The sequence below is a fragment of the Sphaerotilus microaerophilus genome (genome assembly GCF_023734135.1).
GTDB classification, from domain to species: Bacteria; Pseudomonadota; Gammaproteobacteria; order Burkholderiales; family Burkholderiaceae_C; genus Sphaerotilus; species Sphaerotilus microaerophilus.
The window spans coordinates 3,321,619-3,344,936 of the sequence record NZ_AP025730.1; the positions used below are offsets into that span (position 1 = coordinate 3,321,619).

At 70.3% G+C, this 23,318-nt stretch carries 24 protein-coding genes; 12 read left to right on the forward strand and 12 right to left on the reverse strand.

The window, feature by feature from the left end:
- Positions 1–10: 10 nt before the first annotated feature.
- The 8 genes from NGK70_RS14345 to NGK70_RS14380 all read right to left on the reverse strand — a co-directional run bounded on the left by NGK70_RS14345 (position 11) and on the right by NGK70_RS14380 (position 10,223).
- The gene (locus tag NGK70_RS14345; RefSeq protein WP_251969206.1) at positions 11–1,003 is read right to left on the reverse strand and encodes a Bug family tripartite tricarboxylate transporter substrate binding protein; all 993 of its coding nucleotides are present in this window, start codon (positions 1,001–1,003) and stop codon (positions 11–13) included.
- Between the two features lie 37 nt (positions 1,004–1,040).
- Positions 1,041–2,108 (reverse strand): YeiH family protein, encoded by a 1,068-nt coding sequence (locus NGK70_RS14350; RefSeq protein WP_251969207.1) that lies wholly within the window; start codon positions 2,106–2,108, stop codon positions 1,041–1,043.
- 12 nt (positions 2,109–2,120) lie between these two features.
- On the reverse strand, positions 2,121–3,458 hold the full coding sequence (locus NGK70_RS14355; RefSeq protein WP_251969208.1) for an MFS transporter: 1,338 nt from the start codon (positions 3,456–3,458) through the stop codon (positions 2,121–2,123).
- A gap of 104 nt (positions 3,459–3,562) precedes the next feature.
- On the reverse strand, positions 3,563–4,555 hold the full coding sequence (locus NGK70_RS14360) for a quinone oxidoreductase family protein (RefSeq protein ID WP_251969209.1): 993 nt from the start codon (positions 4,553–4,555) through the stop codon (positions 3,563–3,565).
- An 18-nt stretch (positions 4,556–4,573) separates the two neighbouring features.
- Positions 4,574–5,173, reverse strand: a complete 600-nt coding sequence (locus NGK70_RS14365; protein ID WP_251969210.1) for an RBBP9/YdeN family alpha/beta hydrolase — start codon at positions 5,171–5,173, stop codon at positions 4,574–4,576.
- On the reverse strand, positions 5,173–6,228 hold the full coding sequence (locus NGK70_RS14370; protein ID WP_251969211.1) for a beta-keto acid cleavage family enzyme: 1,056 nt from the start codon (positions 6,226–6,228) through the stop codon (positions 5,173–5,175). The genes NGK70_RS14365 and NGK70_RS14370 overlap by 1 nt, the downstream gene beginning before the upstream one ends.
- 190 nt (positions 6,229–6,418) lie before the next feature.
- Positions 6,419–7,255, reverse strand: coding sequence for a TauD/TfdA dioxygenase family protein (locus NGK70_RS14375; RefSeq protein ID WP_251973788.1), 837 nt, complete (start codon positions 7,253–7,255; stop codon positions 6,419–6,421).
- 205 nt (positions 7,256–7,460) lie between these two features.
- Positions 7,461–10,223 carry a winged helix-turn-helix domain-containing protein gene (locus NGK70_RS14380; RefSeq protein ID WP_251969212.1) on the reverse strand — a complete coding sequence of 921 codons (2,763 nt, stop codon included), beginning with the start codon at positions 10,221–10,223 and terminating at the stop codon, positions 7,461–7,463.
- A gap of 182 nt (positions 10,224–10,405) precedes the next feature.
- On the opposite strand from NGK70_RS14380, the gene NGK70_RS14385 reads away from it, so the two are divergent.
- Positions 10,406–11,437 carry a universal stress protein gene (locus tag NGK70_RS14385; protein ID WP_251969213.1) on the forward strand — a complete coding sequence of 344 codons (1,032 nt, stop codon included), beginning with the start codon at positions 10,406–10,408 and terminating at the stop codon, positions 11,435–11,437.
- Positions 11,438–11,732: 295 nt separating this feature from the next.
- Here NGK70_RS14385 and NGK70_RS14390 read toward each other — a convergent pair whose 3' ends face one another.
- Both NGK70_RS14390 and NGK70_RS14395 read right to left on the reverse strand, forming a co-directional pair.
- Positions 11,733–12,989, reverse strand: a complete 1,257-nt coding sequence (locus NGK70_RS14390; RefSeq protein WP_251969214.1) for a type II toxin-antitoxin system HipA family toxin — start codon at positions 12,987–12,989, stop codon at positions 11,733–11,735.
- A 10-nt stretch (positions 12,990–12,999) separates the two neighbouring features.
- Positions 13,000–13,284 (reverse strand): helix-turn-helix domain-containing protein, encoded by a 285-nt coding sequence (locus NGK70_RS14395; RefSeq protein WP_251969215.1) that lies wholly within the window; start codon positions 13,282–13,284, stop codon positions 13,000–13,002.
- 345 nt (positions 13,285–13,629) lie between these two features.
- Here NGK70_RS14395 and NGK70_RS14400 point away from each other — a divergent pair, with 345 nt between their 5' ends.
- The 7 genes from NGK70_RS14400 to NGK70_RS14430 all read left to right on the forward strand — a co-directional run bounded on the left by NGK70_RS14400 (position 13,630) and on the right by NGK70_RS14430 (position 17,112).
- Complete coding sequence (locus tag NGK70_RS14400; protein ID WP_251969216.1) at positions 13,630–14,145, forward strand: lytic transglycosylase domain-containing protein; 516 nt, start codon at positions 13,630–13,632, stop codon at positions 14,143–14,145.
- On the forward strand, positions 14,142–14,891 hold the full coding sequence (locus NGK70_RS14405; protein ID WP_251969217.1) for an OmpA family protein: 750 nt from the start codon (positions 14,142–14,144) through the stop codon (positions 14,889–14,891). Before NGK70_RS14400 ends, NGK70_RS14405 begins: the two co-directional genes overlap by 4 nt.
- An 87-nt stretch (positions 14,892–14,978) precedes the next feature.
- On the forward strand, positions 14,979–15,323 hold the full coding sequence (locus tag NGK70_RS14410; RefSeq protein WP_251969218.1) for a hypothetical protein: 345 nt from the start codon (positions 14,979–14,981) through the stop codon (positions 15,321–15,323).
- Between the two features lie 29 nt (positions 15,324–15,352).
- Positions 15,353–15,652 carry a type IV conjugative transfer system protein TraL gene (gene traL, locus NGK70_RS14415; RefSeq protein ID WP_251969219.1) on the forward strand — a complete coding sequence of 100 codons (300 nt, stop codon included), beginning with the start codon at positions 15,353–15,355 and terminating at the stop codon, positions 15,650–15,652.
- Between the two features lie 15 nt (positions 15,653–15,667).
- Positions 15,668–16,231, forward strand: a complete 564-nt coding sequence (gene traE / locus NGK70_RS14420; RefSeq protein ID WP_251969220.1) for a type IV conjugative transfer system protein TraE — start codon at positions 15,668–15,670, stop codon at positions 16,229–16,231.
- A complete protein-coding gene (locus NGK70_RS14425) occupies positions 16,221–16,595 on the forward strand; it encodes a TraK domain-containing protein (RefSeq protein WP_251969221.1) in 375 nt (124 codons plus the stop codon). Before traE ends, NGK70_RS14425 begins: the two co-directional genes overlap by 11 nt.
- Positions 16,543–17,112 (forward strand): TraK domain-containing protein, encoded by a 570-nt coding sequence (locus NGK70_RS14430; RefSeq protein ID WP_251969222.1) that lies wholly within the window; start codon positions 16,543–16,545, stop codon positions 17,110–17,112. Before NGK70_RS14425 ends, NGK70_RS14430 begins: the two co-directional genes overlap by 53 nt.
- A 197-nt stretch (positions 17,113–17,309) precedes the next feature.
- Here the strand turns inward: NGK70_RS14430 and NGK70_RS14435 are convergent, their stop codons facing one another.
- Positions 17,310–17,627, reverse strand: a complete 318-nt coding sequence (locus NGK70_RS14435; RefSeq protein ID WP_251969223.1) for a type II toxin-antitoxin system RelE/ParE family toxin — start codon at positions 17,625–17,627, stop codon at positions 17,310–17,312.
- Positions 17,614–17,916, reverse strand: coding sequence for a type II toxin-antitoxin system ParD family antitoxin (locus NGK70_RS14440; RefSeq protein ID WP_251969224.1), 303 nt, complete (start codon positions 17,914–17,916; stop codon positions 17,614–17,616). The genes NGK70_RS14435 and NGK70_RS14440 overlap by 14 nt, the downstream gene beginning before the upstream one ends.
- Positions 17,917–18,129: 213 nt before the next feature.
- On the opposite strand from NGK70_RS14440, the gene NGK70_RS14445 reads away from it, so the two are divergent.
- The 4 genes from NGK70_RS14445 (at position 18,130) to traD (ending at position 23,312) form a co-directional block, all read left to right on the forward strand.
- Positions 18,130–18,735, forward strand: a complete 606-nt coding sequence (locus tag NGK70_RS14445; protein WP_251973789.1) for a type IV toxin-antitoxin system AbiEi family antitoxin domain-containing protein — start codon at positions 18,130–18,132, stop codon at positions 18,733–18,735.
- Positions 18,732–19,601, forward strand: a complete 870-nt coding sequence (locus NGK70_RS14450; protein WP_251969225.1) for a nucleotidyl transferase AbiEii/AbiGii toxin family protein — start codon at positions 18,732–18,734, stop codon at positions 19,599–19,601. Before NGK70_RS14445 ends, NGK70_RS14450 begins: the two co-directional genes overlap by 4 nt.
- Before the next feature lie 176 nt (positions 19,602–19,777).
- Positions 19,778–21,391 (forward strand): MobH family relaxase, encoded by a 1,614-nt coding sequence (gene mobH, locus NGK70_RS14455; RefSeq protein ID WP_310742532.1) that lies wholly within the window; start codon positions 19,778–19,780, stop codon positions 21,389–21,391.
- 13 nt (positions 21,392–21,404) lie between these two features.
- Entirely contained in the window at positions 21,405–23,312 is a 1,908-nt protein-coding gene (gene traD / locus NGK70_RS14460) for a conjugative transfer system coupling protein TraD (protein ID WP_251969227.1), read from the forward strand.
- Positions 23,313–23,318 lie beyond the last annotated feature (6 nt).

Here is a 23,318-nt window from a genome sequence, read left to right on the forward strand (position 1 = left end):
TGCTCCGCCCCTACTCCGCCTTGAACCCGATCCCCCGCAGCACCGCCCCCACCCGCTCGTACTCCGCCTTCAACCCGGCGGCCAGTTCGTCCGGGCTGCGGGGGCTGCCGACTTCGAAGCCCAGCTCCTGCAGGCGGCTGCGCAGCGCCGGCTGCTGCAGGGCGGCCAGCGCGGCGTCGCGCAGGCGGGCCTGGGCGGCGGCGGGTACGTCCGGGGGGCACCACAGGCCCATCCAGGACAGGGCTTCCAGGCTCGGGTAGCCCAGCTCGGTGAAGGTAGGCACGTCGGGCAGCACGGGCGAGCGCCGGGGCAGGCTGACGGCGAAGGCGCGCAGCTTGCCGGCGCGGATCAGCGGCAGGCTGGTGCCGATGCCGTCGAACATCAGCGGCACGTGGCCGCCCATCACGTCGGCCAGCGCGGGGGTGCTGCCCTTGTAGCCGACGTGCTGCAGGTCGATACCGGCAGCCTGGTTGAGCAGCAGGCCGAGCACGTGGCTCAGGGTGCCGGGGCTGTAGGAGGCCACGTTGACCTGGCCGGGGCGGGCCTTGACGTGGGCGATCAGCTCAGCCAGGTTGCGCGCGGGTAGGCCGGGGTGGCCGACCAGCACCAGGCCGCCGCGGGCCAGCTCGGCCAGGGGACGCAGCTCTTTGGCCATGTCGAGCCGCAGCTTGACGATGTGCGGGATCTCGCTGACCAGCGAGCTGACGCCCACCAGCAGGGTGTGGCCGTCGTGCGGGGCCTGCACCAGGTCGCCCACCGCCAGCGCGCCAGCGGCGCCGGGCTTGGGCTCGACGATGGCGCTCTGGCCCAGCGCGCGGGCAAGCGGGTCGGCGACGAGGCGGGCGATCAGGTCGGCGGTGGCGCCGGCCGGGCCGGCGGCGATCAGGCGCAGCGGCCTGGTCGGAAAGGTCCCCCCCTGTGCCCGCACCGCGGGACCGGCCATCCAGGCCAGGGCAGCGGCGCCCAGCAGGTGACGACGGACAAGGCTCGGGGGTCGGGTCATGGGCGGATTCTCGCGGGAGTTTCAGGGAAGGTTGCCCTCAGGCGAGCCAACGCATCAGAACGAGCGCCAGCGCGGCGAGGAAGAGGGTTTCACCCAGCATCAGGGCGACGGGCTTGAGGCCGACGGTGGCGAGATCGCGCAGCTGGGTCTTCATGCCGATGCCGGCCATCGCGGTGACGAGGCACCAGCGCGAGGCCTCGCTGCCCGCGGCCTGGGCCCAGCCGGGCACCCAGCCGGTGCTATTGACGGCGACCAGCAGCGCAAAGCCCACCGCGAAGCCGGGCAGCAGGGGCGGGCGCGCGCCGGCGGGCTCGCCCGGCACGGCGCTGCTGCCGTTGCTGCTGAGTGCGGCCGCCCGGCGGGTGAGGGTGGCGGCCAGCAGGATCACCGGCAGCAGCATGGCCACGCGCAGCAGCTTGACCAGCGTGGCGGCGTCGCCCGCCTCGCGCGAGATGCCGTAGCCGGCGCCGACCACCTGCGCCACGTCGTGGATGGTGGCGCCGAGGAAGATGCCGGCCGCGCGCGGCGACAGGCCCAGGGCCTGGGTGAGCATCGGGTAGGCCACCATCGCGAAGGTGGACAGGGCCGACACGCCGATCACGGTGAACAGGGTGGCGCGCTCCTTCTGCGGGTGGACCGGCAGCGCAGCCGACAGCGCCAGCGCCGCCGAGGCACCGCAGATGGCGGTGGCGCCGCCGGTGAGCAGGCCGAACAGACCCTGGAAGCCCAGGCGCCGGGCCGCCAGCATCGACAGCGCAATGGTCAGCGCCACGCACAGCAGCACCAGCAGCACCGGCCCCCAGCCCAGCGCCACCACCTGCGCCAGCGTGATGCGCAGGCCCAGCAGCGCCACGCCAATGCGCAGCAGCGTGCGGCCGCAGAAGGCGATGCCCGGCCCGCAGGGGCCCTGCTCGGAGAGGAAGTTCATCGCCAGCCCCAGCAGCAGGGCGAACAGCAGCGTCGGTGCGCCGTAGTGTTCGCCCAGGAAGCCGGCCGCGGCAGCGACGACGGCGCAGGCCATGACGCCGGGGAAAAGCCTTGGGATGAGGCTGCGCAGCCGGTCGGCAGCAGGCGCCGGGGTGAGGTCGGCAGGTTGAAGAGGCATCGCAGCGGGGGCTCAGGCGGTGGCCGGGCGGGCCGGCAGTAACTCGGCGGGGGGCAGCGGCTCGGCGGCCCGGGCCTTGTCGGCCTCGTAGCTTCGGGCGGCCAGCAGGAAGGCCGCGGCGGCGCCCAGGGCGGCCAGCGGCAGCACGCTGAGGGCGGTCACGAGGCCGAGCGCATCGGACAGCACGCCGGCCAGGAAGGGCCCGGCGGCCAGGCCGAAGAGGTTCTGGAACAGCGCCAGCACCGATGCGCCGGTGGCACGCACGCCAGGGTGGACGACGTCGATCACGATGGCCGTGACCGGCCCGACCGTGCAGGTGGCCAGGAAGCCACCCAGTGCGATGGCGGCAAACTGCTGCGCGGGCGGCACCCAGGCAACGGCGGCCACCAGCACGGCCATCGAGACCAGGCAGAGCAGCGCCATCATGGCGAGCTTGCGGCGCGGCGTGCGCAGGCCGGCCCGGTCGACCACCGCGCCCCAGACCACCGCGCCGGCCGCACCGCAGAGCACCACCAGTGCCGCCTGCACGCCGGCCTGGGCGGGGGCGACGCCGTGCACCCGGTTCAGGAAGCTGGGCAGCCAGGCCCACAGCGCCGACACCACGATGAGCTGGGCCGCACCGCCCACGCAGACCCAGAACATGCTGCGCGAGCGCGCCAGCAGCCGCACGATGTGGGCCGCAGCCTCGCCCAGCGACTGGCGCCTGGCCTCCAGCGCGGGAGCCATCGCCACGGTCGGGTAGTCGCGCACCTTCAGGTAGAGCAGGGCCAGCAGCAGGCCCGGCAGGCCGACCACGCCGAAGGCGGCCTGCCAGCCCCACCGTGCGGCGATCAGCCCGCCCAGCAGCACGCCCAGCACCGAGCCCACCGAGGCCGAGGCGAAGAAGCCGGCCAGCAGGGCCCCGCGCATGCGCGCCGGGAAGTGGCTGGCGATCAGCGCCGAGCCCACCGCGCCGTAGCCGGCCTCGCCCAGCCCCACCACACCGCGCAGCGCCAGCAACACGCCATAGCTGCGCGCCCACATGCACGAGAGCGTGGCCAGGCTCCACAGCGTGGCCATGGTGGCGATGCTGCGCACCCGGCTGACCCGGTCGGCGAACAGCGCCACCGGCAGCGCACCCAGGGCGACGGTGACCGACACCACCGAGACCAGCGCGCCGAGCTGCTTGTCCGACAGGCCCCATTCGGCCTTGAGGTGGGGAAACAGCGAGACGATGACCTGGCGGTCGACGTAGTCGAACACCATCAGGGCGATCGTCATCGCGAAGGCGAACCAGGCCGGGCCGCGGCCGTACAGGTAGCCGTCGGCCGCGGAGGGCTTCGCTCCGTTTTCCATCGCGTGCAGGTCCATCGTGCTTGTCTCCGGGTGGCCCTCTGTCGGGGCGAGTCGTCGGGGCGGATCGTCGGGACCGGGCGGCGCGTGGGCCTCCGGACTGCTGGGCTGCTGCAGAGAGATCAGAGCGTCAGCACGGTGGCGCCGGTGGTCTGGCGGGATTCGAGCGCGCGGTGCGCATCGGCGGCGCGCTCCAGCGGGAACTCCTGCTGCGGCTCACCGACGATGCGCCCGGCCAGCACGTGGCTGAACAGCTCGTCGGCCATCGCCAGCATGTGGCTGCGCGGCGTGGCGTAATGGACCATGGCCGGGCGGGTCAGCCAGATCGAGCCCTTGACGGCCAGCAGCGTGGTGTCGACCACCACCGGGCCGGAGGTGGTGCCGTTGCTGACCAGCGTGCCGCGCAGGGCCAGGCTGTCCAGCGAGGCCATCAGCGTGTCCCGGCCCACCGAGTCGTAGACCACCGGCACGCCTTTGCCGCCGGTGATCTCCCGCACCCGCCGCGGGATCTCGCGCACCAGGTCCTCGGGCGTCATGCCGCCGGTGACGATGGTGTGCGCGCAGCCGTGTGCGCGCGCCACCTCGGCCTTGGCCTCGCTGCTGACGGTGCCGATCATCGTCACGCCCAGTGCGCGCGCCCACTGGCAGGCCACCAGGCCCACGCCGCCAGCGGCCGCGTGGTAGAGGATGGTCTCGCCGCCCTGCAGCGGGAACACCTGGCGGAACAGGTACTGCGCCGTCAGGCCCTTCATCATCAGCGTGGCGGCGCTGCGGTCGCTCACGCCGTCGGGCAGCGGGATCAGCACCTCGGCGGGCATCACCCGCACGTCGCTGTAGGCGCCCTGGGGCCCCAGCAGGTAGCCGACGCGGTCGCCCGGCCGGACGAAATCGACGCCCTCCCCCACCGCCTCGACCACGCCCACGGCGTCCGAGCCCAGCCCGGCCGGCAGCGGGTGCGGGTAGCGGCCGGTGCGGAAGTAGATGTCGATGAAGTTCACCGCCACGTAGCGGTGGCGCAGGCGCACCTGGCCGGGGCCGGGGTCGCCGACCTCGACGGTTTCGAGGTTCAGCACCTCGGGGCCGCCGGTCTGGTGGAAGCGGATGGCACGGGCCATGGGAGTCCTCAACAAGGGTCAGTGCGCGGCCGACAGCCGCGCGATGAAGTCATGGGCCGCCGGCCAGGGGCCGTAGCCCGAGGCCGGGTTCAGGTGGCCGACCGACCCGAGGTCGGCCTGCTCGCTGCCCCAGTCGGCGGCCAGCTGGGCCACCCGCTCGAAGCGGCCCAGCGGGTCGTCCTGGCTGGCGGCGACGATGCTGCGAAACGGCAGCCGCTGGCGCGGCACCGGCAGCCAGCCGGCGTCGTCCAGGGCGGCGATCGTCGGGTAGCCCTCGGGCATCGGCGACTCGAAGTCGGGTGGCGTGGCCAACAGTGCGCCCACCACCGCGCCATGCACCGAGCGCGCGGCCTGCTGCGCCGAAGCCGACGACTGGGCCCAGCGGGCCCAGTGCGCCACCATGAGGCAGCCGCCGCTGTGCGCAACGATGACGATCGGGCCGGCGATGGACTGCACGGCGCGCTCAATGGCGTCGATGCGCGCATGCACGTCGAGGTCGCTGCGGCCCATCGGCGGCACGCTGCGCACGCGCGGCAGCTCGGCTTCGAGCAAGGTCTGCCAGTGCTGCGCGACGGCATCGCGCAGCCCCGGCACGATCAGGACGGTCGGCTCGTCCATCAGGCGTGTTGCAGGAAGCCGCGCTGGCCATGCCGGCGGTTCGGCGCGAAGCCGTTCTTCGCCAGCGTCTGCTCGGCGCTGCCGTAGAACTCGCCGATGCGGTAGATGCGGCGGGCCTCCTTGCCGTCGGCCACGGGGCGGCCGAACTCGCGGCTGATGCGCACCAGCTGCTCGATCTGCCGCACCGTGCCCATCTTGGCCTGGCGGTCCTGCTGCCAGATGTTGTCCTCGATGCCGCAGCGCACGTGCAGGCCCATCGCGATGGCCATCATGTTGAGCGGCAGCACGTTGAGCATGCTGGTCTCCAGCGTCAGCACCGCGCCGTCGGGCACCGCGCGCACGAAGTTGGCCAGGTTGTAGAGGTTGGGCGCATCGAACCCGCCGCCGATGGCCACCCAGGTCAGGATCAGCGGCACGTTGCACACGCCGCGGCGCATCATGCGTTCCACCGTCTCCAGCTGCGTGATGTTGGCGAGCTGGAAGTGGGTCTGGATGCCCTTGGCCGACAGGCGGCGGATGTGCTCCTCGACCCACTCCGGGCCGGCGGGAATCGTCATCTCGCGGTAGGCGCGGTAGCCGGCCGGGCTGGCCAGCGAGGTGCCGGCGATGTCGGCCTCGCACATCTGCTCGACCACGTTCATCTGGTTGGTGTTGATCGCGATCGTCACCTGGTCGGGCGTGGGCAGCAGCTCAGCCAGCATGTGGCGCGTGTCGTCGGAGAGCCACTTGGCGACCTCGCCGTCGCCCTCCGGCGCGAAGCTGATCGAGCCGCCCACCTGCAGGATCAGGTCCGGCACCCGGGCACGGATGCCGGCCAGCAGCTCGTTGAACTTGGACAGGCGCTTGCTGCCCTTGCCGTCCTCCTCCCGCACATGCAGGTGCAGCACGGTGGCACCGGCGTTGTAGCAGTCCACCGCCTTCTGGATCTGATCGGCCATCGACACGGGGATGTCCTCGGGAAAGTCCGAGGGCATCCACTCCGGCCCGTAGGGCGCGCAGGTGATGACGAGGGGTTCCTGGTTCTCGGGGAAGAGCGAGCCGTCTTGGAAGTTCATGGTGTGATGTCCTTGAGCAAGGGGGATTGCGAGGCCTGTTGCTTGGCCTGTTGCTTGGCCTGTTGCGAGGTGTGTGTCCAGCTTCCCGCCGCGGATCCGGCTCCGCCGGTCCGCTGGCGGACGGCCCCCAAGGCCCACGCAGTGGGCCCCTGCGGGGCCCGGGGGTACCGAGCGCCAGCGAGGTTGGGGGTTAACCCTTTATCCCGGCGCGTTCCATCTTTCGGTGGCAGGGCGGGTAGTCCATCACCGCGTAGTGCTGGGTCGAGCGGTTGTCCCACATGGCCATCGAGTTGGGCTGCCAGCGCCAGCGCACCTGGTACTCAGGGATGAAGGCCTGGCTGAGCAGGTAGCGCAGCAGGTCGGAGCCGCCGTGCGTGAAGTCCTGGCCCACGCGCACGTTCTCGGCGGTGTGGAAGTTGGTGAAGTGGGTGGTGAAGCCGTTGACGAAGAGGATCTTCTCGCCCGTCTCGGGGTGGGTGCGCACCACCGGGTGCTCGGCGTCGGGGTACTGCGCCTTGAGCGCCAGGCGCTTCTCGATGGGCATCGCGGCGCCGAAGGTGGCCTCGATGCTGTGGCGGGCGCGCAGGCCGGCGATCTGCGTCTGGATGTGCTCCGGCAGTCGCTCATAGGCCAGCACCATGTTGGCCCACATGGTGTCGCCCCCCACCGGCGGGCACTCCACGCAGCGCAGCACGCAGCCGAAGGGCGGCTTCTCGCGCCAGGTGGCGTCGGTGTGCCAGGAGTTCTCGTAGCGGTCGTTGGGCGTGTCCGGGTTCTTGTAGATGCGCACCAGCCCGGGGTGGTCGGGGTCGCTGCCGGCCACGGGGTGGTCTTCCAGCTCGCCGAAGTGGCGGGCGAAGGCCACATGCTCGGCGCGCGTGATGTCCTGGTCGCGGAAGAACAGCACGCGGTGGCGCAGCAGCAGTGCGCGGATCTCCGCCACCAGGGCCGGGTCGCGCGAGGCGACGCCAAGGTTCACGTTGGACAGCTGCGCGCCGATGGCGCAGGTCAGCGGCTCGACGCGCAGGGCCGGCCGCACGACGGCGGGGGCTTCGGGGGTGGTAACTGAAGCGGCACTGGGAGCGGCAACGGACATGGGCTTGTCTCCATCGTGGCGGCCGCGGCCAGGTTGGCTTTGCGGCTCGGGATGGCGACAAGGTTAGGCAGTCAGTCGCTCGGGATCCCCCCCGGCGAGGAGGGGGATCGGGGGGTGGGGCACCGCGGGTGGGGACTCAACCCTCGACTTCGAGCAGGCCGAGGATGCGGGCGCGCTGCACGACCTGCTTGCGCGTGCCGGCGTCCAGCTTGGCGAAGAGGTTCTTCATGTGCCACTTGATGGTTTCCTCGCCCACCTGCATCGCCAGGCCGATCTCCTTGTTGGAGAGGTTGCGCGCCAGCAGGACCATCACCTCGCGCTCCTTGGGGGTCAGCGCCATGCTGGGCGCCGCGCGGGGGGCCGTCTCGGCAGGCGGCGGCGGCAGCGGGGCACGCATCGGCGCGGCCAGCGGGCCCGGGCCACCCAATGGCAGCCCAAACGGCTGGCCGCCTGCGTCGCGCAGGCCCCGTGGTTCGCGGCCGGACTGCCGCACCCAGTCGCCCAGCGCAGGGTGCGCGTCATCGAACACCCGCGCCAGCCCGGCCGACTGCGCCAGGTCGGCTACCTCCTGCATCCGCGCGCGGCTGTCCTCGCCACAGCGGTCGAGCACAAAGGCGCGCAGCCCCACCAGCTCGATGTGCAGCCGCCCCAGCCGGCACAGCCGCGCCAGCGCGTCGGCCCGCTCCAGCGGCAGCTCGGCCGCCCGCCAGGCCTGTGCGGCGATGGCGGCATGCCCCTGCGCCAGATCGCGCAGCAATTGCACGCTGCGCCGCCACAGGGGGCCCTCCGGCAGGCCGGGCTCGGCCAGCAGGGCGTCCATCTGCTCGCACAGGGCGCGGCAGGTCTCGGCACGGAAGCGCCGGGCATGCAGGCGCACCTGGTCGGCCAGGCTGGCCAGGCGCAGCCGCGGCAGCGCCCGGATCTGCCCCACCGCCTCCAGCGCGCCCAGCAACTCCAGCGCACGCGGCTCGTCCCCAGCCGCCCCGGCGATGCGCGCCAGCGTGCGATAGGCCAGCAGCACGGCCTCGGGTACGCCGCTGCGCTCCAGCACATCCAGGCGGTTGGCCAGCAGGGCGGCGGCTTCGCCGGGCAGCCCCTTCTCCCAGGTGGCGGCGGCCAGCAGCGCGGCCAGCATGCTGGGCAGCGGGGCCCGGCGGCCCAACTCGGCCTCGGCACGCGCCAATGCCGGTCGCAGGACCCGCTCGGCCAGCAGCACCTGGCCCTCCCAGAGGTGGGTCAGGCCGATGATGAACTCGCCCCACCGGTCAAGGTGGCCCTGCGCCGCCCCCAGGGCCCCGCCAGCTGCCTCCTGCGGGGCCTGCTGCTGGCGGCGCCGCGCCAGCGCCGGCTGGCCCTCCAGCAGGGTGCGGAAGGCGGTGCGATTGGCGTGCACCTGCTGCAGCAAGGGGTCCTGCAGCAGCGAGGCATCCGGCCAGGGCGCGAAGTGGTCGACGAAACGGTCCGGCTCGTCGGCAAAGATGGCGGCGCCGCCGCGGATCAGGGCGCACTCGCAGCGCAGGGCATCGTCCACGCCGTCCTGGGCAAGCAGGCGCACGATGAGCCGCTCGGCCTCCAGGTGGCGCTCGCTCAGGGCCAGCGACCAGGCCGCGGCCAGCAGCAGGCGCGGGCGGCGGTCCAGCTCGGCCGGCGGCAGGCGCGCCAGCCAGTCGAGCACGGCGCCCTGGCGGCCGCGCGCCATGATGGAGTCGTAGAGGCTGCGCTCCAGCAGGCCGTAGGCACGCTCGGTCTCTCCGGCCGCCCAGGCATGCCGGGCCGCAGGCTCCACCTGCCCATGCGCGGCCAGCCAGTCAGCGGCGCGGCGATGCAGCTCGTCCTGCTCGGGCCGCGGCAGCGCAGCCAGACGCTGGCGCAGCGCATCGCGTGCCAGGGTGTGCATGCGCAGCCACTCGCCACCCTCGCTGGCGGCCAGGATGGGGGTGTCCCGGGCGAGGCGGGTGAGGCGTTCGACAGCCGTTGCCGCTCCCGCCGTGGCGCCCATGACGGCATCGCACAGCTGCGGATGCAGCGCCTCCAGTGCGGCGATGCGCACGAGGAAGTCCAGGTCACTGGGCACCAGGTTGGCCAGCAGCAGCGCCACCAGGTGCTCGCGCAGGCCCCCGCTGCCGTGCGCCGCCATGGCGGCCACCTCACTGCGCGCGTCCTGCCCGCCAGCAAGCACGGTCAGCGCCAGCTGCAGGCCCAAGGGCCAGCCCTCGGTGAGTTCGTGCAGGCGGGCGGCAGTGTCGGCGTCGAGCCGGTCGCCGCAACGGGCCTGCGCCAGCGCCAGGGTCTCGTCGAGTTCGAAACGCAGCTGCACCGGCCCCAGCAGCCGACAGTGCCCGTAGGTGAGCAGGTCATCGACGCCAAGCTGGCAGTCGCTGCGCGCAGCCACCACCATGCGCAAGTTCGGCGGCGCATTGCGCAGCAGGTAGCCCAGCGCGTCGCGCGCGCCGCCGCCCAGGTGGTCTGCTTCGTCGACGATCAGCACCAGGTCCAGCGCCGCCTGAGCCACCTCGGCCAGCCAGACCGTGCAGCCCTCCAGGTCACCCGGGGTGGCCGCATCGAGCAGGGTATGCCCGAAGGCCGGCCGCGCCGCGCCCACGCGCACCGACAGCGCCAACGCGTGCAGCAGCCGGGCCGCATCGTCCACGCCCTGCGCCGACAACCAGGCCACGGCACTCCCGCGTGCCAGGTACTCGCGCCGCCATTGCGCCAGCAGCGAGGTCTTGCCGAAGCCCCCTGGCGCCTGCACCAGGATGCCGCGCTGCTGCCGCCCGGTCCCCCCCTCGATGGCCAGGCGCCCACGCGTCAGCTGCTGCCGCGGCACGCGCGGCGGAGTCACCTTGAGCAGCAGGTCGTCGGGGAGTGGGGCGGAGCCAGGAGCGGAAACGAAGGACACGACGGCGGAATGGAGCGCTGTGAAGGCCGATGCGGCGCATCCTAGACGCGGGGGGTGTGGCCCTCCACTAGGGTCTGCGAGCCCCCCCCGCCAGGAGTGGGTTACCCCGGCCAGGCACCTCCTAGCATGCATCGCAGGGTCGACCGCCAGCCCCGCTTGCAGCCCCGCTCTGGAGAATCGCCATGTACCGTCACCTGCTGGTGCCCATCGATGCCACCGATCTGTCGGTCGAGGTGGTCGGCAACGCCGTCGCGCTGGCCCGCTCGCTGGGCGCGCGCATCACCTTCTTCCACGTCGTGGCCGACCACGCCGGCTCGCTGCGTGGCGAGGCCGAGTTGCTGCGCGCTGCGGCACCGGCAGACTACGACTACGCCGTCGCAGGCAAGGCGCGCGAGTTGCTCGCCAAGGCCGAAGCCGCCGCCCGCGCCTTCGGCGTGCCCTGCGAGCCCTTGCACGCCGTCGGCAATCAACCGGCCGCGGCCATCATCGCCGCGGCACGCGCGCGCGGCTGCGACCTGATCTTCATGGCCTCGCACGGCAAGCGCAGCCGCATCGGCATGGCGCTGGCGTCGGAAACGCTGGCGGTGCTGATGAATGCCGGCCTGCCGGTGCTGGTGTCCTCCACCGGCGAGCGCCGCGCACCGGCGCGGGCCATTGCGGTGATCCGCGACGAGCACCGCTCGCTGGCGGCCGTGCTGCACGCCTGGATGCACCTGCTGGCGCAGGCCCGCAGCGCCGGCACGGACCCCGACGTCGCGCTGATGCGCTCGATCGTGCAGTATCTGCGCGCCTTCCCGTTGCGGCTGCACCACCCCAAGGAGGAGGCCTTCCTGTTCGCCCGCCTGCGCGAGCGCGCCCCGGCCGTTGCGATCGAACTCGATGAGCTGGCGCGCCAGCACGAGCGCGATGTGGTGCTGGTCGATGAACTCGCAGGGCTGGTCGAAGCGCTGGCCACCGCCAGTGACGATACCGAGCGAATGGACGGCCGGCAGGCGCTCGAACAAGCTGTTGGACGCTATGCCACCTTCCTGTGGGAGCACATGGGCCGCGAAGAAGGCGTGATCCTGCCAGCGGCCCAGCAGCACCTGCTCGAAGAGGACTGGATCGGCATCGATGCGGCCTTCGCGGCCAACGGCGACCCCCGCCTCGACACCGACCTGGACCGCGAGTACAAGCGCCTGTTCTCGCGCATCGTCAACTTGTCGGCGCCCTGAGCTCGGAACCCGCCGCAGACCTACCTACAAACTCCTTGCGCGACAACCGCTTACGTGTGGCGACCGACACGGGGCGACACCCCGTGAACCATCAAAGTAAGACGATGTCGTATTGCTCGGATCTGAAAACAATTTCCTGAAAAAACAACAACTTACGGATGATGTTCTCGAATCTTGCGGTCCTGGCTACCCGCCTGGCTACCCGGGAGGTCCGGGACGCAGTGCTGCGTCCTGGGTCTACCCAAGGCAACCGGGCGCATCTGGCATTGTGAATCCAGTGGATGCCGTGGAGCGGTCACGTTGAGAGCCGGGCGGCCATCTTCTTTGTCGTCGCCCGAACAAAGCGCTCGAGCCGCTCGGCCAGGGTCTGTGCGGACGGCGCCAAGCCTGGCGCCACCTCTTGGACCGCCTGAGCCAGTGCGGCCGGCAGGCGTTCCGCCATCTCGCTGGCCTGTCGCACCACGAACCGAGGCTGCATGCCGAGCTGCCTGGCCATCTGTGCCAAGTGGTCCGTAGTCATCTCACCGGGCATGACTTCGCCGCCGATGGCAAAGGCGAATTCGTTCGACAACCCAGGGTACAGCCTCGTGCACATCAGGTCGTAGAACGGCGTCAGCATCACACCCCGGTCAGGCAGGCTGTAGATCGACAGGTTCTTGGCGTGGCTGTCGTTGTTGCCCACGTACAGGTTGAAGAACACCCAGCGCATCAGGAGGCGCAGATCGACGGCGGGTTGCGAGCTGTACCGGCGGATCAGTTCGGCACAGCTGGCCAAGCCTGGGCCGCCCTCCTTCTCGTACTTTCGGTCCGAAACGGTGCCGGCCAGCTGGCACAGGTCGTACTGCACCAGACGAGCCAGCGTGCCGTCGGCGCGCAACTGGCGGTCGAAGCGGCGCACAACGCAGGCTTCGGTGTGCGCCTCATAGAAGACCTCAGCCGTCGGCAGTCCCACCAGCGCAGCCGCGCGCATCACGATGACCTCGTTCGCCGCCGAGTGCCAGACCTTGGCCAGGCGCCGGATGTTGGGCTTGAGGATGTGGGTCGAGGGCGATGTTCCCTTGGGCAGCCGCGGCACGCCGTCGTCGAAGATCGCCAGGCCGGTCTTGTCCTGCGCCCCGGCCAGCGAGATGCGGGCGCCTGGCTCGTGGATGTCGATCGCAGAGGCCGACCGCTTGGCCAGGATGGCTGCGATGGCTTCCCAGGTCGTGGCCTCATAGCGAGGCGGCTCCGGCGTCTGCCCGGGCGCCACCAGCACGAAGGCACCCGCGGTGTCGCCAGCCACCTCCAGCAGCAGCGAGAACAGGGTGGACGCCTTGCGCTGGGCCGCCAGGTAGTCGCGCAGTTCACCCTCGGGCAGCAGGTTCTCGAAGAAGGCCTGCACCTCGGGCGTGGCTTGCGGGCCGGGCTGCACCGGGATGGCGGCCAGCGACATGCGATGGGGGTGACCCAGCCACGCAGGTGCGTACTCGAAGGCCAGCGGCAGGCTGTCGTGCACGACGCCGACCAGGTCGTTGCCGTAGTAAACGTCCAGCCGGTCAGGCCTTGGCTGCATCACCCGCTCCTCAAAGCGACGATGCCGACCGAGAGGCCTTGGTGCGCACCACCACCTCCAGGCCCAGCAGGTCCATGAGATCGAGCACCTTCTGCAACTGCACCGTCGGCTTGCCGTTTTCCAGGTCCACGATGAAACGGTTGCCGGTGTTGCCCAGGCCGGCCAGGTCGAGCTGTTTCAAGGCCAGCCGCTTGCGCTGCTCGCGGATGACGGCACCCAGCTCGACGGAGGAGCGGATCGGAGTGTCCGTACTCACTGAGTTACCGATCGGCAACAATTGACCCGAGGGCAGCATGGCAGGCTCTTGAAGTTACCTTTCGGTCATTTTCGACATCGACCTACTGGAGGTCAAGTTGAAAGTGACCGATCGGTAACCGACTGGCCCGACTGTGTGCATGCGTCAATCGCATCCATCCGGTCAAGTCTCATTGAATTGCCATAGCTTCTATGCCCGGGTCGATTCTGTCTCGCGGGGTGACCCGTAGGTCACTTCTCGCGCGCGGTGTACGTGAGGGCAGCAGCCAATCCCGATACCCCCCTCACAGCGCCCCCTTTCCTCCCCTGACGTACCGCAGCGGCCCACCTACCCTTCATCCAACCGCTCGCACCTCCAGCGAGCGCCAGGAAGGGAATCTGGGCCATGTGCGTCACTCCCCTTGCTCCGCTGCGTACCACTTCAGGCCGGTGGCAGCCCCAGCGCCTCGCGGCCGGCTCACTGGCCTTCACCCTGGCCCTGCCCGCCGCAGCCTGCTGGGAAGCCGCCGGCCAGCGCTACGGCGTATCGCCCGAGCTGCTGCACGCCATCGCCCAGGCGGAATCCAGCCTCGACCCCCTGGCGGTCAACCGCAGCCATTGGCAGCGCACCGGCAGCTACGACATCGGCCTCATGCAGATCAACAGCAGCCACCTGCCCAGGCTGGCCCAGCTCGGTATCCGCGAGGCAGATCTCTTCGACCCCTGCACCAACATCCAGGTCGGTGCCTGGTTGCTGGCCGATTCCTTCTCGCGCCACGGGCAGAACTGGAACGGTGTCGGTGCCTACAACGCCGCCTGCTCGCGGCTGCGCGGTTCGGACTGCCGCCGTGCCCGCACCCGCTACGCCTGGCGCGTGCACCAGCGTCTGGTCGCCACTTCTGCGCAGGAGCGGCCGCAATGAGCACGCCACGGACCACCCACCGCGTCGCGCTGGCCGGCTCCTCGCTGCTCGCCACGCTGCTGGCAGCTTGCACATGGCCCGGCGTCGAACAGGACCCACCCGCCCTGCCCTCGCGGCCCGACACGGCCACGCTTGGCCAGCGCGTGGCCCAGCTGGGCTTCCAGAGCGATGCGGCCTTTGGGGTCTGCACGCCGCCCCATTGCCCCTCGGTCACGCCCAAGACCCTTGCGGCGGCAGCGCCAGCTCCCGTGGCGACGGAGGCGGTCGACCAGGAACCCGCCCGGCGGGACAGGCCCGCCCCATCGACACCGCCAGCAAGCAGCGCCGCAGCGGATTCAACCGAGACACTTTCGGGGCCCGTCGAAGCGCCGGTGCCACCCGTCGTCACGCCACCGCCCACACCCCGCCGGTTGACGCTGTTGTTCGGCTCGAACAGCGCCGACCTGACAGCGGCCCACCGAAGCCAACTGAAGCAGGCTCTCAACGAACTGCGTCGCGTGGACCGGCTGGTGATTTCCGGCCGCACGGACGACCAGGGCAGCGAGCGACTCAATCAGGCACTGGCTGTGAGCCGCGCCTTGGCCATCCGCCGTCACCTGCTGGCGCTGGCGCCGGACCTGCCGGCACGCATCGAGATCGATGCCCGTGGGCGCTGCTGCTACGTCGCGGCCAACACCGACGAAGACGGCCGGGCGCGCAACCGCCGCGTCGAGCTGCTCTACACGCCGCCCGGCGTCAGGTCCTGAGCGGCCCACCAAAACCCTGAGCGACCGGCCGTTCCGTTGATCCCGCCCGCGCCGGGCTTCGGCGCAATTCGTTCCAGGAGATGTCCCATGCTGACCCCGTCCTCCCGCTGCCGCATTGCACTGCGCAAGTCCCGCGAGCGCCTGGCGCTGTTGGCCCTGCTGCTGCTCGGTGCCATGGCGGTCGCCCCAAGCCATGCGCTGGACCTCGTGGCCTTCTCCGGCATCACCGGGCCGATGACCTCGGCCCTCACGCAGATCGCGGCACTCGGCCCGGGCATCAAGGCGCTGGTCGGCTTCGTGGGCTTCGTGGTCGCCCTGATCTCGCTGGCGGCGCTGCGCAACTTCGGGCCGGTGCTGTTCTACGTGGGCTTGGCGATCTTCGGCGCCGTGGGCCTGGTGATCTCCGGCGCCATCATGGGTGCGGTCATCTGACCGCGCGCTACGGGACTCGGAGCCCCGCCATGCAGGCCGACACCTACATCCCGCGCCGCCTGGACGACCAGTGGAAGATCGGCTTCTGGGACGTTGACGTCGCCGCCCCGGTGCTGTTCTTCGTCTTCGTCGGCTACTTAGCGGGCACACGCATCGCCTTCGCGGCCAGCCTGGGGGCGGGTCTGCTGCTGTCGCGCGCCATCGCCCGGCTCAAGGCGGACAAACACCCGGCCTTCGCCATCCACTGGCTGTACTGGCACCTGCCCACCAGCCCCTTGACGGCCATGTCGGTCACGCCGCCCTCGCACCTGCGGCGCATGGTCGGCTGATGAGGAGCCAATGCCATGGACTTCCATCGACTGGATGGTGACCTCAAGGAGCTGCGGCGCCGCAACCGCAGTCTGGCCTGGGGCATCGGCCTGCTCGCCGCCGGGCAGGTCGTGGCCCTGCTGGTGATCCTCAACCTGCTGGGCACGACGCGGACCGTGGTGGTCCCTCCCTCGCTCAACAAGAGCTTCTGGGTCACCCGGGACCGGGCCAGCAGCGAGTACCTGGAGCAGATGGGCGCTTTCCTGGCCTGGCTGGTGCTGGATGTGACCCCGGCGTCGATCGACTGGAAGAAGGATCTCCTGCTGGGCTACGTCGAGCCGGCACAGTACGGCGCGCTCAAGACCCGCCAGGAGGTCGAGGCCGAGCGCCTCAAGCGCATCAACGCGGCCACGCTGTTCGCACCCCAGCAGCTGATTGCCAGCGAGGACGCGCAGAGCGTGGTCGTGCGCGGCCGTCTGCGCACGCTGGTCAACGGGATGGAAACCGCGAACGAAAGCAAGTCCTACCGGCTGGAGTTCGGCTACGCAGGGGCACGCATGCACCTGCTGAGCTTCAAGGAGGTTGGTGATGCCAAGTGATCGCACCCGGGCACGCCACTGGTCGCATCTGACGCTGCTCGCACCGCTGTTCTGCGCCGGCTCCGTGCAGGCCCTGCAGTCCATCGACGCCCGCGACGGCGTGGCCACCGAAGCCCTGCTGTCGATGAAGGAGCCCACGCGCATCCGCATCGAGGGCCATGCCATCACCGAGGTCTTCGGCAACCTCTACGCCAGCCGCTGCGATTCGGGCGCGGGATCGGCAGCGTCCCTCGCCGGCAGCCTGGGGGGGTGGAACGACGTCGACTGCGCCCGGCCTCTCCGCGGGCCCGGTCAACCCCTCCGGCGAGCTGGTGGTCGAGTGCGATCGAGACAAGGGCGAGATCTACATCCGGCCAGTGAGTAACGGCACCAAGCCGATCAACCTCTTCGTCTCGTCGGCCCAGGCCACCTACACCCTGCTGCTGCGCCCCGCCGACATCCCGGCCGACACCATCGTGATCCGCGACCGGACCACCCGGTCCAGCTCGCCACGTGCCCCGGGTGCCCCGGAAGGTCCGGCGCCAAGCCACTTGCGTTCGATGAAGGCGCTGCTGGTGGCGATGGCCGGCGACCGGGTGCCCCCTGACATCCGCGTCGAGGAGGTCGGCCGACCGGTGCAGCTCTGGGCAGAGGCCCGGCTTTTCCTCGCGCGGCGCTTCGAGGGGCGCGACCTGGTCGGCGAGAAGTACCTGCTCCAGAACGTCAGCAGCCAGCCCAGCCGCATCAGCCTGGACCGGGCCTTCAACCTCGCTTCCCACATCGACGGCATCTGGCTGGCCCGTGCCCCGGCATTCACCGTGAGCCGGTGTACCCAATGTGGCTGCGACCACCTCGCCGCGATCGGCACACCCCTGCTCACGCATGCCGAGTGTCCGTTCTGAAAGCTGATGGCACGCATTGATCATGACCCGCGCATCCAGGCTTCGTACCGAGACCGGAGGGGGCAGGCGCCTGACGACCTCCATCTGGCGTTGATCGAACAGCTGCACCGCCGGTACTTGCTCTCACCGGTTGGGGTGGCCCGCCGCGCGGCGTGACCGCCGGGGACCAGCGGTTATCGACGCCGGCGACCTCTCGGTCAGCTGCCCTGTATGTGCGCAGCCAGCTGCATGCGCTGATGCAGGACGCGCACGACCGCCGGCGTTCCGTCGTGGTTACGGTCGACGATGACGTGCGAGCCGACCCGATGGAGGCGGTGGGTCTCGGGCAGTTCGCCGCTGCGCCGTCCCATCAGCGGATTCACGGCGAGCGTCTGCAGGGCCTCGTTGAGCTTGTCGCGATAGGTGTGCAACTGCCCCTGGCCCCAATGCTCACCGGTGTAGCGCAGGATGTCGATGAAGTCCTGCCGCGCCCTGGGCGACAGGACGATCCGGCGGGGTTTCTCAGGGGAGGACATCGGGCTCCATCGGCTGGCCGCTGTTCATGCCGGCCAGCGCCGCCTTGGTGATGGCGTCCAGGGCCTTGGCTGTGTACGGGATGCCCTCGCCCCGCTCCAGCTCCACATCGCCAGCACGGATCGCAGCCAGCCAGGCCCGGGTCCGGTCGTCCTCCGCCTGCATGCGTCGGATGGCGTCACGAATGACCTCGGTCGCGTTGCCGTAGAAGCCGCCGGCGACCTTGCCCTTGATGAAGATCTCCATCTCGGGAGACAAATTGATGTGCATCGTCATGGCAGAACCTTGCATTTCATATCCATAGCGTATCCATTCCATGGATAGACTTCAAGCGAGGGCCCGAATCCCTCCCTCGCATTGCAGAACAAGGATCGGCCCCGATTGACTTCGTGATGGCGATACCCTGGGAACAACAACCCGTTTTGTGGCGTGTCCGATGAACAGCTTGTTCCATTTTTTCTTCGATCCATTGAATTCGACGAAATAAAGGAACACACTCACACCATGCTCGCCGACACCCACACCCAGCGCGTGCTCGATCTGGCCAGCCAGAAAGGACTGCTGCGCGCCAGCGATCTGGTCACCATCGATGCGCCCCGGGTCGTCCTGACGCGCCTGACCGCCGCTGGCCAGCTGGAAAGGGTCGGCCGCGGGCTTTACCGGCTGCCAGACGCCCACGGGTCGGAGCATGAAGGCCTGGTCACCATCGCCACCAAGGTGCCGCAGGCCGTGTTCTGCCTGCTCACGGCACTGCAGTTCCACGAGCTGACGACCCAACTGCCCCGTCAGGTCTGGATCGCCATGCCACGGGGCAGTCATGCCCCCCGAATCGACTTTCCCCCCATCAAGATGGTGCAGTTCACGGGCGAAGGCTACACAGCAGGCGTCGAGGAAGTGGTCCGTGATGGCGCCAAGCTGCGGGTCTACGGCGTAGCCAAGACGGTGGTGGACTGCTTCAAACATCGCAACAAGATCGGCCTTGATGTGGCGCTGGAAGCCCTGAAGGACGCCCGGGCCCACCGCAGGGCCTCCATGGATGACCTCTGGCACTTCGCCAAGATCTGCCGCGTCGCCAATGTGATGCGCCCCTACCTGGAGAGCATCGGATGACGCCTGCGCCGAAGCCGGCGTCTGTGGCCACCTCGGTCCGCGCTCGCCTGCTGAACGTTGCCAAGGCGCAGGGCGTCGACTTCAATCAGGTGCTGGTGCGCTTCGCCCTGGAACGCATCCTCTACCGCCTCGCCGAATCGCAGCACGCCGAGCGTTTTCTACTCAAGGGCGCGCTGCTGTTCACGCTCTGGTACGACATGCCGCACCGGGCCACGCGCGACGCCGACCTGCTCGGCTTCGGCGCCAGCGATCTGGCTGCCGTGGCCGCGACCTTCCGTGACATTGCCGCCATCGCCGTGGACGACGGCATGGTGTTCGACCCGACCTCGGTCACGGCCGAAGAGATCCGCAAAGAGGCCGGCTACGGTGGCGTGCGCGTGATCATCGCGGGAGAACTGGCCAGGGCACGGTGCAAGACGCAGATCGACGTTGGCTTTGGCGATGACGTGACTCCTGCGCCGGTCGATTCGGTGTATCCGGTTCTGCTGGCCGATCTGCCGGCGCCCCGACTTCGGACCTACCCCGCGTACACCGTCATCGCGGAAAAGCTCCACGCCATCGCCCTGCTGGGCATGACCAACAGCCGCCTGAAGGACTACTTCGATCTGTCGGTGCTGCTTGAGCGGGAAGTGCTGGACACCGACCTGCTGGCCCGCGCCATCCAGGCGACCTTCGAGCGGCGCGGCATGGCGGTACCCGGGACACTGCCGATCGGGCTGTCCGATGAGTTCTCGCACGATCCCTCACGGCAGTCCCTGTGGCTCGCGTTTCTCAAGAAGAACGAGCTGGCCCCCTCGCTCCTGCCGGCCGTCGTCGAGCGGCTGCGATCCGGCTTGGCCCCCGCGCTCAAGCGAGCGGCGGATTGAACTCGGCTGCATCACCCCCCTGATCCCGAAACCCCCCGCCCGCCGCGCGGTTTGCGGCGTGTTCATCGGGCCACCGGGTCGAAGAATCGGGGGCACCGACCACCCAGTCGCCTGCCCCTGTGCCCCACGCCCAAGCTCTGCTGCACCGGCCCCTGACCTCAGCGGGCCGGACCGATGTGACCCGGCTGCCGGCCATCTCTGTGGCCGACCTCCTCGCCGCGGAGTCCGGCTGGCTGTCGCGCATCAAACTGGCCTACGGCGCCGGGACGGCAGGGTTCGAGCGCGACCTGCTGCCGCTGGTGCAGCGCTACGCACGTTGCGTCCACTTCCTGCCGGCCGCGGCCTCGGGGGCCTTCAGCCGGCCCGGCGGGCTGTTCCAGCTGGGGCTGCAGATCGCCTTCTTCGCGCTGCAGGGCACCGACTCGCGCATCTTCGCGGGGCAGGCCCACCTCTCGACCCGGCAGGCGCTGGAGCCCCGCTGGCGCCTGGCCACCTTCATCGGCGGGCTGTGCAGCGAGTGGTACCGGGTCGCCGACCGGATAACGGTGCGTGATCCCGCGGGCGCTGGCTGGCCGCCTCTGCTCAGTCCCCTGGCGGATTGGCTCGCCGAGCGGCAGGCGCCGGAGTTCCTGCTGCGATGGACGGCGCCCCGGCAGGGATCGCGGGGTCTCGGGTTGTTCCTGCTGCCCCAGGTGGTGCCGGCAGAGCTGCTGCAGCATCTGGCCAGCGGCAACGACCTCGTGCTGCCGCACCTGCTGGCCAGCATCGGCGGGGTGCCGGTGTTCCCGGAGCACAACGTGCTCGACGCCCTGGTGCGGCGGTCGCTGGCGCTGTGCATCGAGCGGGACGACTTGGCCACCGCCGGTGAGGCGGACCCCGGCGATGCGGCCACCCATGTCATACGCGAGCTGCTCGACGCCATGCGCCAGCTCGCCCGCTCGGACCCGGCCTGGGTGGTCAACCGGGACAAGTCGCGGCTGTGGTGGGGTGCCGATGGGGCGTACCTGGTCTGGCCCGGCGCCGCCGAAGACGTGCGCCGCGAGCTGGAGGCGGCCAGTCTCAACGGCATGCCGAAGTCCAGCGAATCCATGGCACAGGTGTTGGTGAAGTCCGGTGCGATCGAGCCATCGGCCCAGGGCACCGCGATCTGGTCGATCCAGCCTCCGGGTACGAGGTCGGCCGTGGCTGCTGTGCGGCTGAACTCACCCGCCCTACTGGGGCTGGACGGCGGGGGCCAGGCACCGCTACCAACCCGGCTGGCGCCGATTGAGAGCCCGCCCGCGCCAGAGCGCCCTGCCCCCAGTTCACCATCAATCCCCTCTGCCTCGCCCCCAGTGGAGCCGCCGGAGCCTACAGCGCCGGCCGCTGGCGGAATGCAGCTGCCGCTGCTGCAGGACGAGCCCGAGGCGACGGTGGTGCCCGACACCGAACCGGTAGCCGGGGGCGCTCGACCCTGGAGCCTCGATGCTCCGTTGCGCCTGAACCCCAGCGTCCGGCAGGCCGTTGTCTCCGTGCTCAATTCGGTGGCCATGCGGCCGCAGGTGGAGGCTGCCCTGTTGGCCGCGCCAGCCGGCGGTCCGCTCTTCGTGCCGCTGTCGGCCCTGGACGGCAGCGGGCAGGCGCCCGCCGTGGTCCTGCGCGCCCTCAGGGAGTCGGGGATGCTGCACATCGAACCGGGCAGTCCACCGACGGTCGTTCGCCGCATCGATGGACAGGCGGTCCCGGGGCTGTTGCTGCCGACGCGATTCGTTCGGCTCGGCGCCGACACCAACGCCAACGCCGAACCCTGAACGCTGCCCCGCCATGCTGCTGCGCCGCTACGAGATGCCCTGGCGCCCGGCCTACGAGGGTCTGGCCGCGGTGGGCTGGCTGGCCGCGGGGTGCTACGGCCTGGCTGCGTGGATCCTGGGCCAGCTGCCTGCTGAGCTCGCCGGACCTCTCGCCCTGTGGGGTGGGGCGATGGCCGCGCTTCGGCTCTGGCAGGCGCGCCAGGTGCTGGCGCTGCGCGCGTCGCTACTGGGGCATGGCATCGAGATCCTCGGCAGCCGGGAGGTGGCCCGCTATTGCCAGGACCCCGGCCAGGTCTTCCTGGGTTTCGGGTTCGAATGGCGGCCGGTACATGCCCAGCGGCTGTACGAGCTGGCGAAGGTCGATTTCCGCGAGTTCACGGTCTCCCCGCGTCTGGCGCGCTGGCTGGGACACCGCGCGCCCGTGCAGCCGGATGCGGAGGTGGGGCTGCCGTACATCCACGGCGTCGAACCCCGTGAAGTGCCACTGCTTCGGCCGCTGCAGAACTTCGAGGGTGGCACGCTGCTGGTGGGCACCACCCAGTCCGGCAAGGGGGTGGCACTGGCCCACCTGATCACCCAGGCGGTGCGCCGCGGCGACGTGGTGGTGGTGATCGACCCGAAGAACAGCCACCGCCTCAAGCGGGTCGTGCAGCAGGCCTGCGCCGATTACCGGGAGGCCGATACCTTCCTGGAGTTCCACCCGGCCTTCCCGGATCGGGGGGTGCGGCTGGACTTCACGTTCAACTGGCAGAAGCCCACTGAGATCGCCTCGCGCATCCAGTCGATCATGCCGCCCGACACGGCGGGGGCCTTCTCGGCGTTCGGGTGGGATGCGGTCAATGTGGTGGTGCAGGGCCTGATCGAGCTGGAGGAGCGGCCCAACCTGGTCAAGCTCACGAAGTACATCGAGGGCGGGATCGAGCCGGTGCTGGAGGGCTCGCTCAAGCGCTTCTATGCCCGCGTGCTGGGCGCCGACTGGCGCGAGCGCCCGGAGATGCGCCGGCTGCTGCAGGACGCCCAGCGCGGCGGCATGAAGCGCCCCTCCGAAGCGGCCAGTGCCGATCTGATGGCCTACGTGGCCTTCTACGAGCACCACGTTCCGCAGAACCAGCGCCACAAGGTGATCGACGCGCAGGTGCGCACCTTCCGGCACAACCGCGAGCACTACCAGAAGATCACGGCCAACCTGCTGCCCATTCTGTCGATGCTGACGTCGGGGGACCTGGGCCGCAGCCTGTCGCCCGATCCGTTTGATGCCGACGACCTGCGGCCGATCATGAACTTCGAGAAGATCGAGCGGGCCGGCCATGTGCTCTACATGTGCCTGGATTCGCTGCCCGATCCGTCCGTGGCCTCGGCCATCGGCGCGCTGGCGCTGGCCGATCAGGCGGCCCGCGCGGGCATGCGCTACAACCTGGGCCAGTACCGGCGCATTGCGCTGTTCGTGGACGAGGTGGCCAACGTGATCAACCCGCCACTGATCGAAATCCTGAACAAGGGCGCCGAGGGCGGGATCTTCACGACCTGCGCGATGCAGACGCTGGCCGACCTGGCGCGCCGCCTGGGCAGCGAGGACGCGGCACGCATGGCGCTGGGCAACCTGAACAACCTGATCGCGCTGCGCACCAAGGACCGGCCCACCCAGGACTTCGTGGTGGAGACCTTCGGCAAGACCGCCATCCACACACTGCGCATAGGCCTGAGCCAGGGCAGCGATACGCATCTGGGGGACTACTCCGCGAGCCGATCGACCCAGATCACCGAGAGCTTCGAGGAGAGGGTGCCGGCGGACGTGCTGGGCAAGCTGCCGAACCTGCAGTACTTCGCGTCGGTGTCGGGCGGGCGGATCATCAAGGGGCGTTTCCCGATCCTTGACCCGGACCGGGAGCCATCGCCAAGCGGTTCCGCGAGGGCGCAATGATCCGCG

Coding starts and splice junctions, on each gene's coding strand:
- NGK70_RS14355 (WP_251969208.1), bottom strand. CDS start 3,458: ATGGACCTGCACGCGATGGAAAACGGAGCGAAGCCCTCCGCGGCCGAC.
- NGK70_RS14410 (WP_251969218.1), top strand. CDS start 14,979: ATGCTGACCCCGTCCTCCCGCTGCCGCATTGCACTGCGCAAGTCCCGC.
- NGK70_RS14385 (WP_251969213.1), top strand. CDS start 10,406: ATGTACCGTCACCTGCTGGTGCCCATCGATGCCACCGATCTGTCGGTC.
- NGK70_RS14400 (WP_251969216.1), top strand. CDS start 13,630: ATGTGCGTCACTCCCCTTGCTCCGCTGCGTACCACTTCAGGCCGGTGG.
- NGK70_RS14440 (WP_251969224.1), bottom strand. CDS start 17,916: ATGCAAGGTTCTGCCATGACGATGCACATCAATTTGTCTCCCGAGATG.
- NGK70_RS14345 (WP_251969206.1), bottom strand. CDS start 1,003: ATGACCCGACCCCCGAGCCTTGTCCGTCGTCACCTGCTGGGCGCCGCT.
- NGK70_RS14405 (WP_251969217.1), top strand. CDS start 14,142: ATGAGCACGCCACGGACCACCCACCGCGTCGCGCTGGCCGGCTCCTCG.
- NGK70_RS14365 (WP_251969210.1), bottom strand. CDS start 5,173: ATGGACGAGCCGACCGTCCTGATCGTGCCGGGGCTGCGCGATGCCGTC.
- NGK70_RS14350 (WP_251969207.1), bottom strand. CDS start 2,108: ATGCCTCTTCAACCTGCCGACCTCACCCCGGCGCCTGCTGCCGACCGG.
- traL (WP_251969219.1), top strand. CDS start 15,353: ATGCAGGCCGACACCTACATCCCGCGCCGCCTGGACGACCAGTGGAAG.
- traD (WP_251969227.1), top strand. CDS start 21,405: ATGCTGCTGCGCCGCTACGAGATGCCCTGGCGCCCGGCCTACGAGGGT.
- NGK70_RS14370 (WP_251969211.1), bottom strand. CDS start 6,228: ATGAACTTCCAAGACGGCTCGCTCTTCCCCGAGAACCAGGAACCCCTC.
- NGK70_RS14445 (WP_251973789.1), top strand. CDS start 18,130: ATGCTCGCCGACACCCACACCCAGCGCGTGCTCGATCTGGCCAGCCAG.
- NGK70_RS14425 (WP_251969221.1), top strand. CDS start 16,221: ATGCCAAGTGATCGCACCCGGGCACGCCACTGGTCGCATCTGACGCTG.
- NGK70_RS14395 (WP_251969215.1), bottom strand. CDS start 13,284: ATGCTGCCCTCGGGTCAATTGTTGCCGATCGGTAACTCAGTGAGTACG.
- traE (WP_251969220.1), top strand. CDS start 15,668: ATGGACTTCCATCGACTGGATGGTGACCTCAAGGAGCTGCGGCGCCGC.
- NGK70_RS14435 (WP_251969223.1), bottom strand. CDS start 17,627: ATGTCCTCCCCTGAGAAACCCCGCCGGATCGTCCTGTCGCCCAGGGCG.
- NGK70_RS14390 (WP_251969214.1), bottom strand. CDS start 12,989: ATGCAGCCAAGGCCTGACCGGCTGGACGTTTACTACGGCAACGACCTG.
- NGK70_RS14360 (WP_251969209.1), bottom strand. CDS start 4,555: ATGGCCCGTGCCATCCGCTTCCACCAGACCGGCGGCCCCGAGGTGCTG.
- NGK70_RS14450 (WP_251969225.1), top strand. CDS start 18,732: ATGACGCCTGCGCCGAAGCCGGCGTCTGTGGCCACCTCGGTCCGCGCT.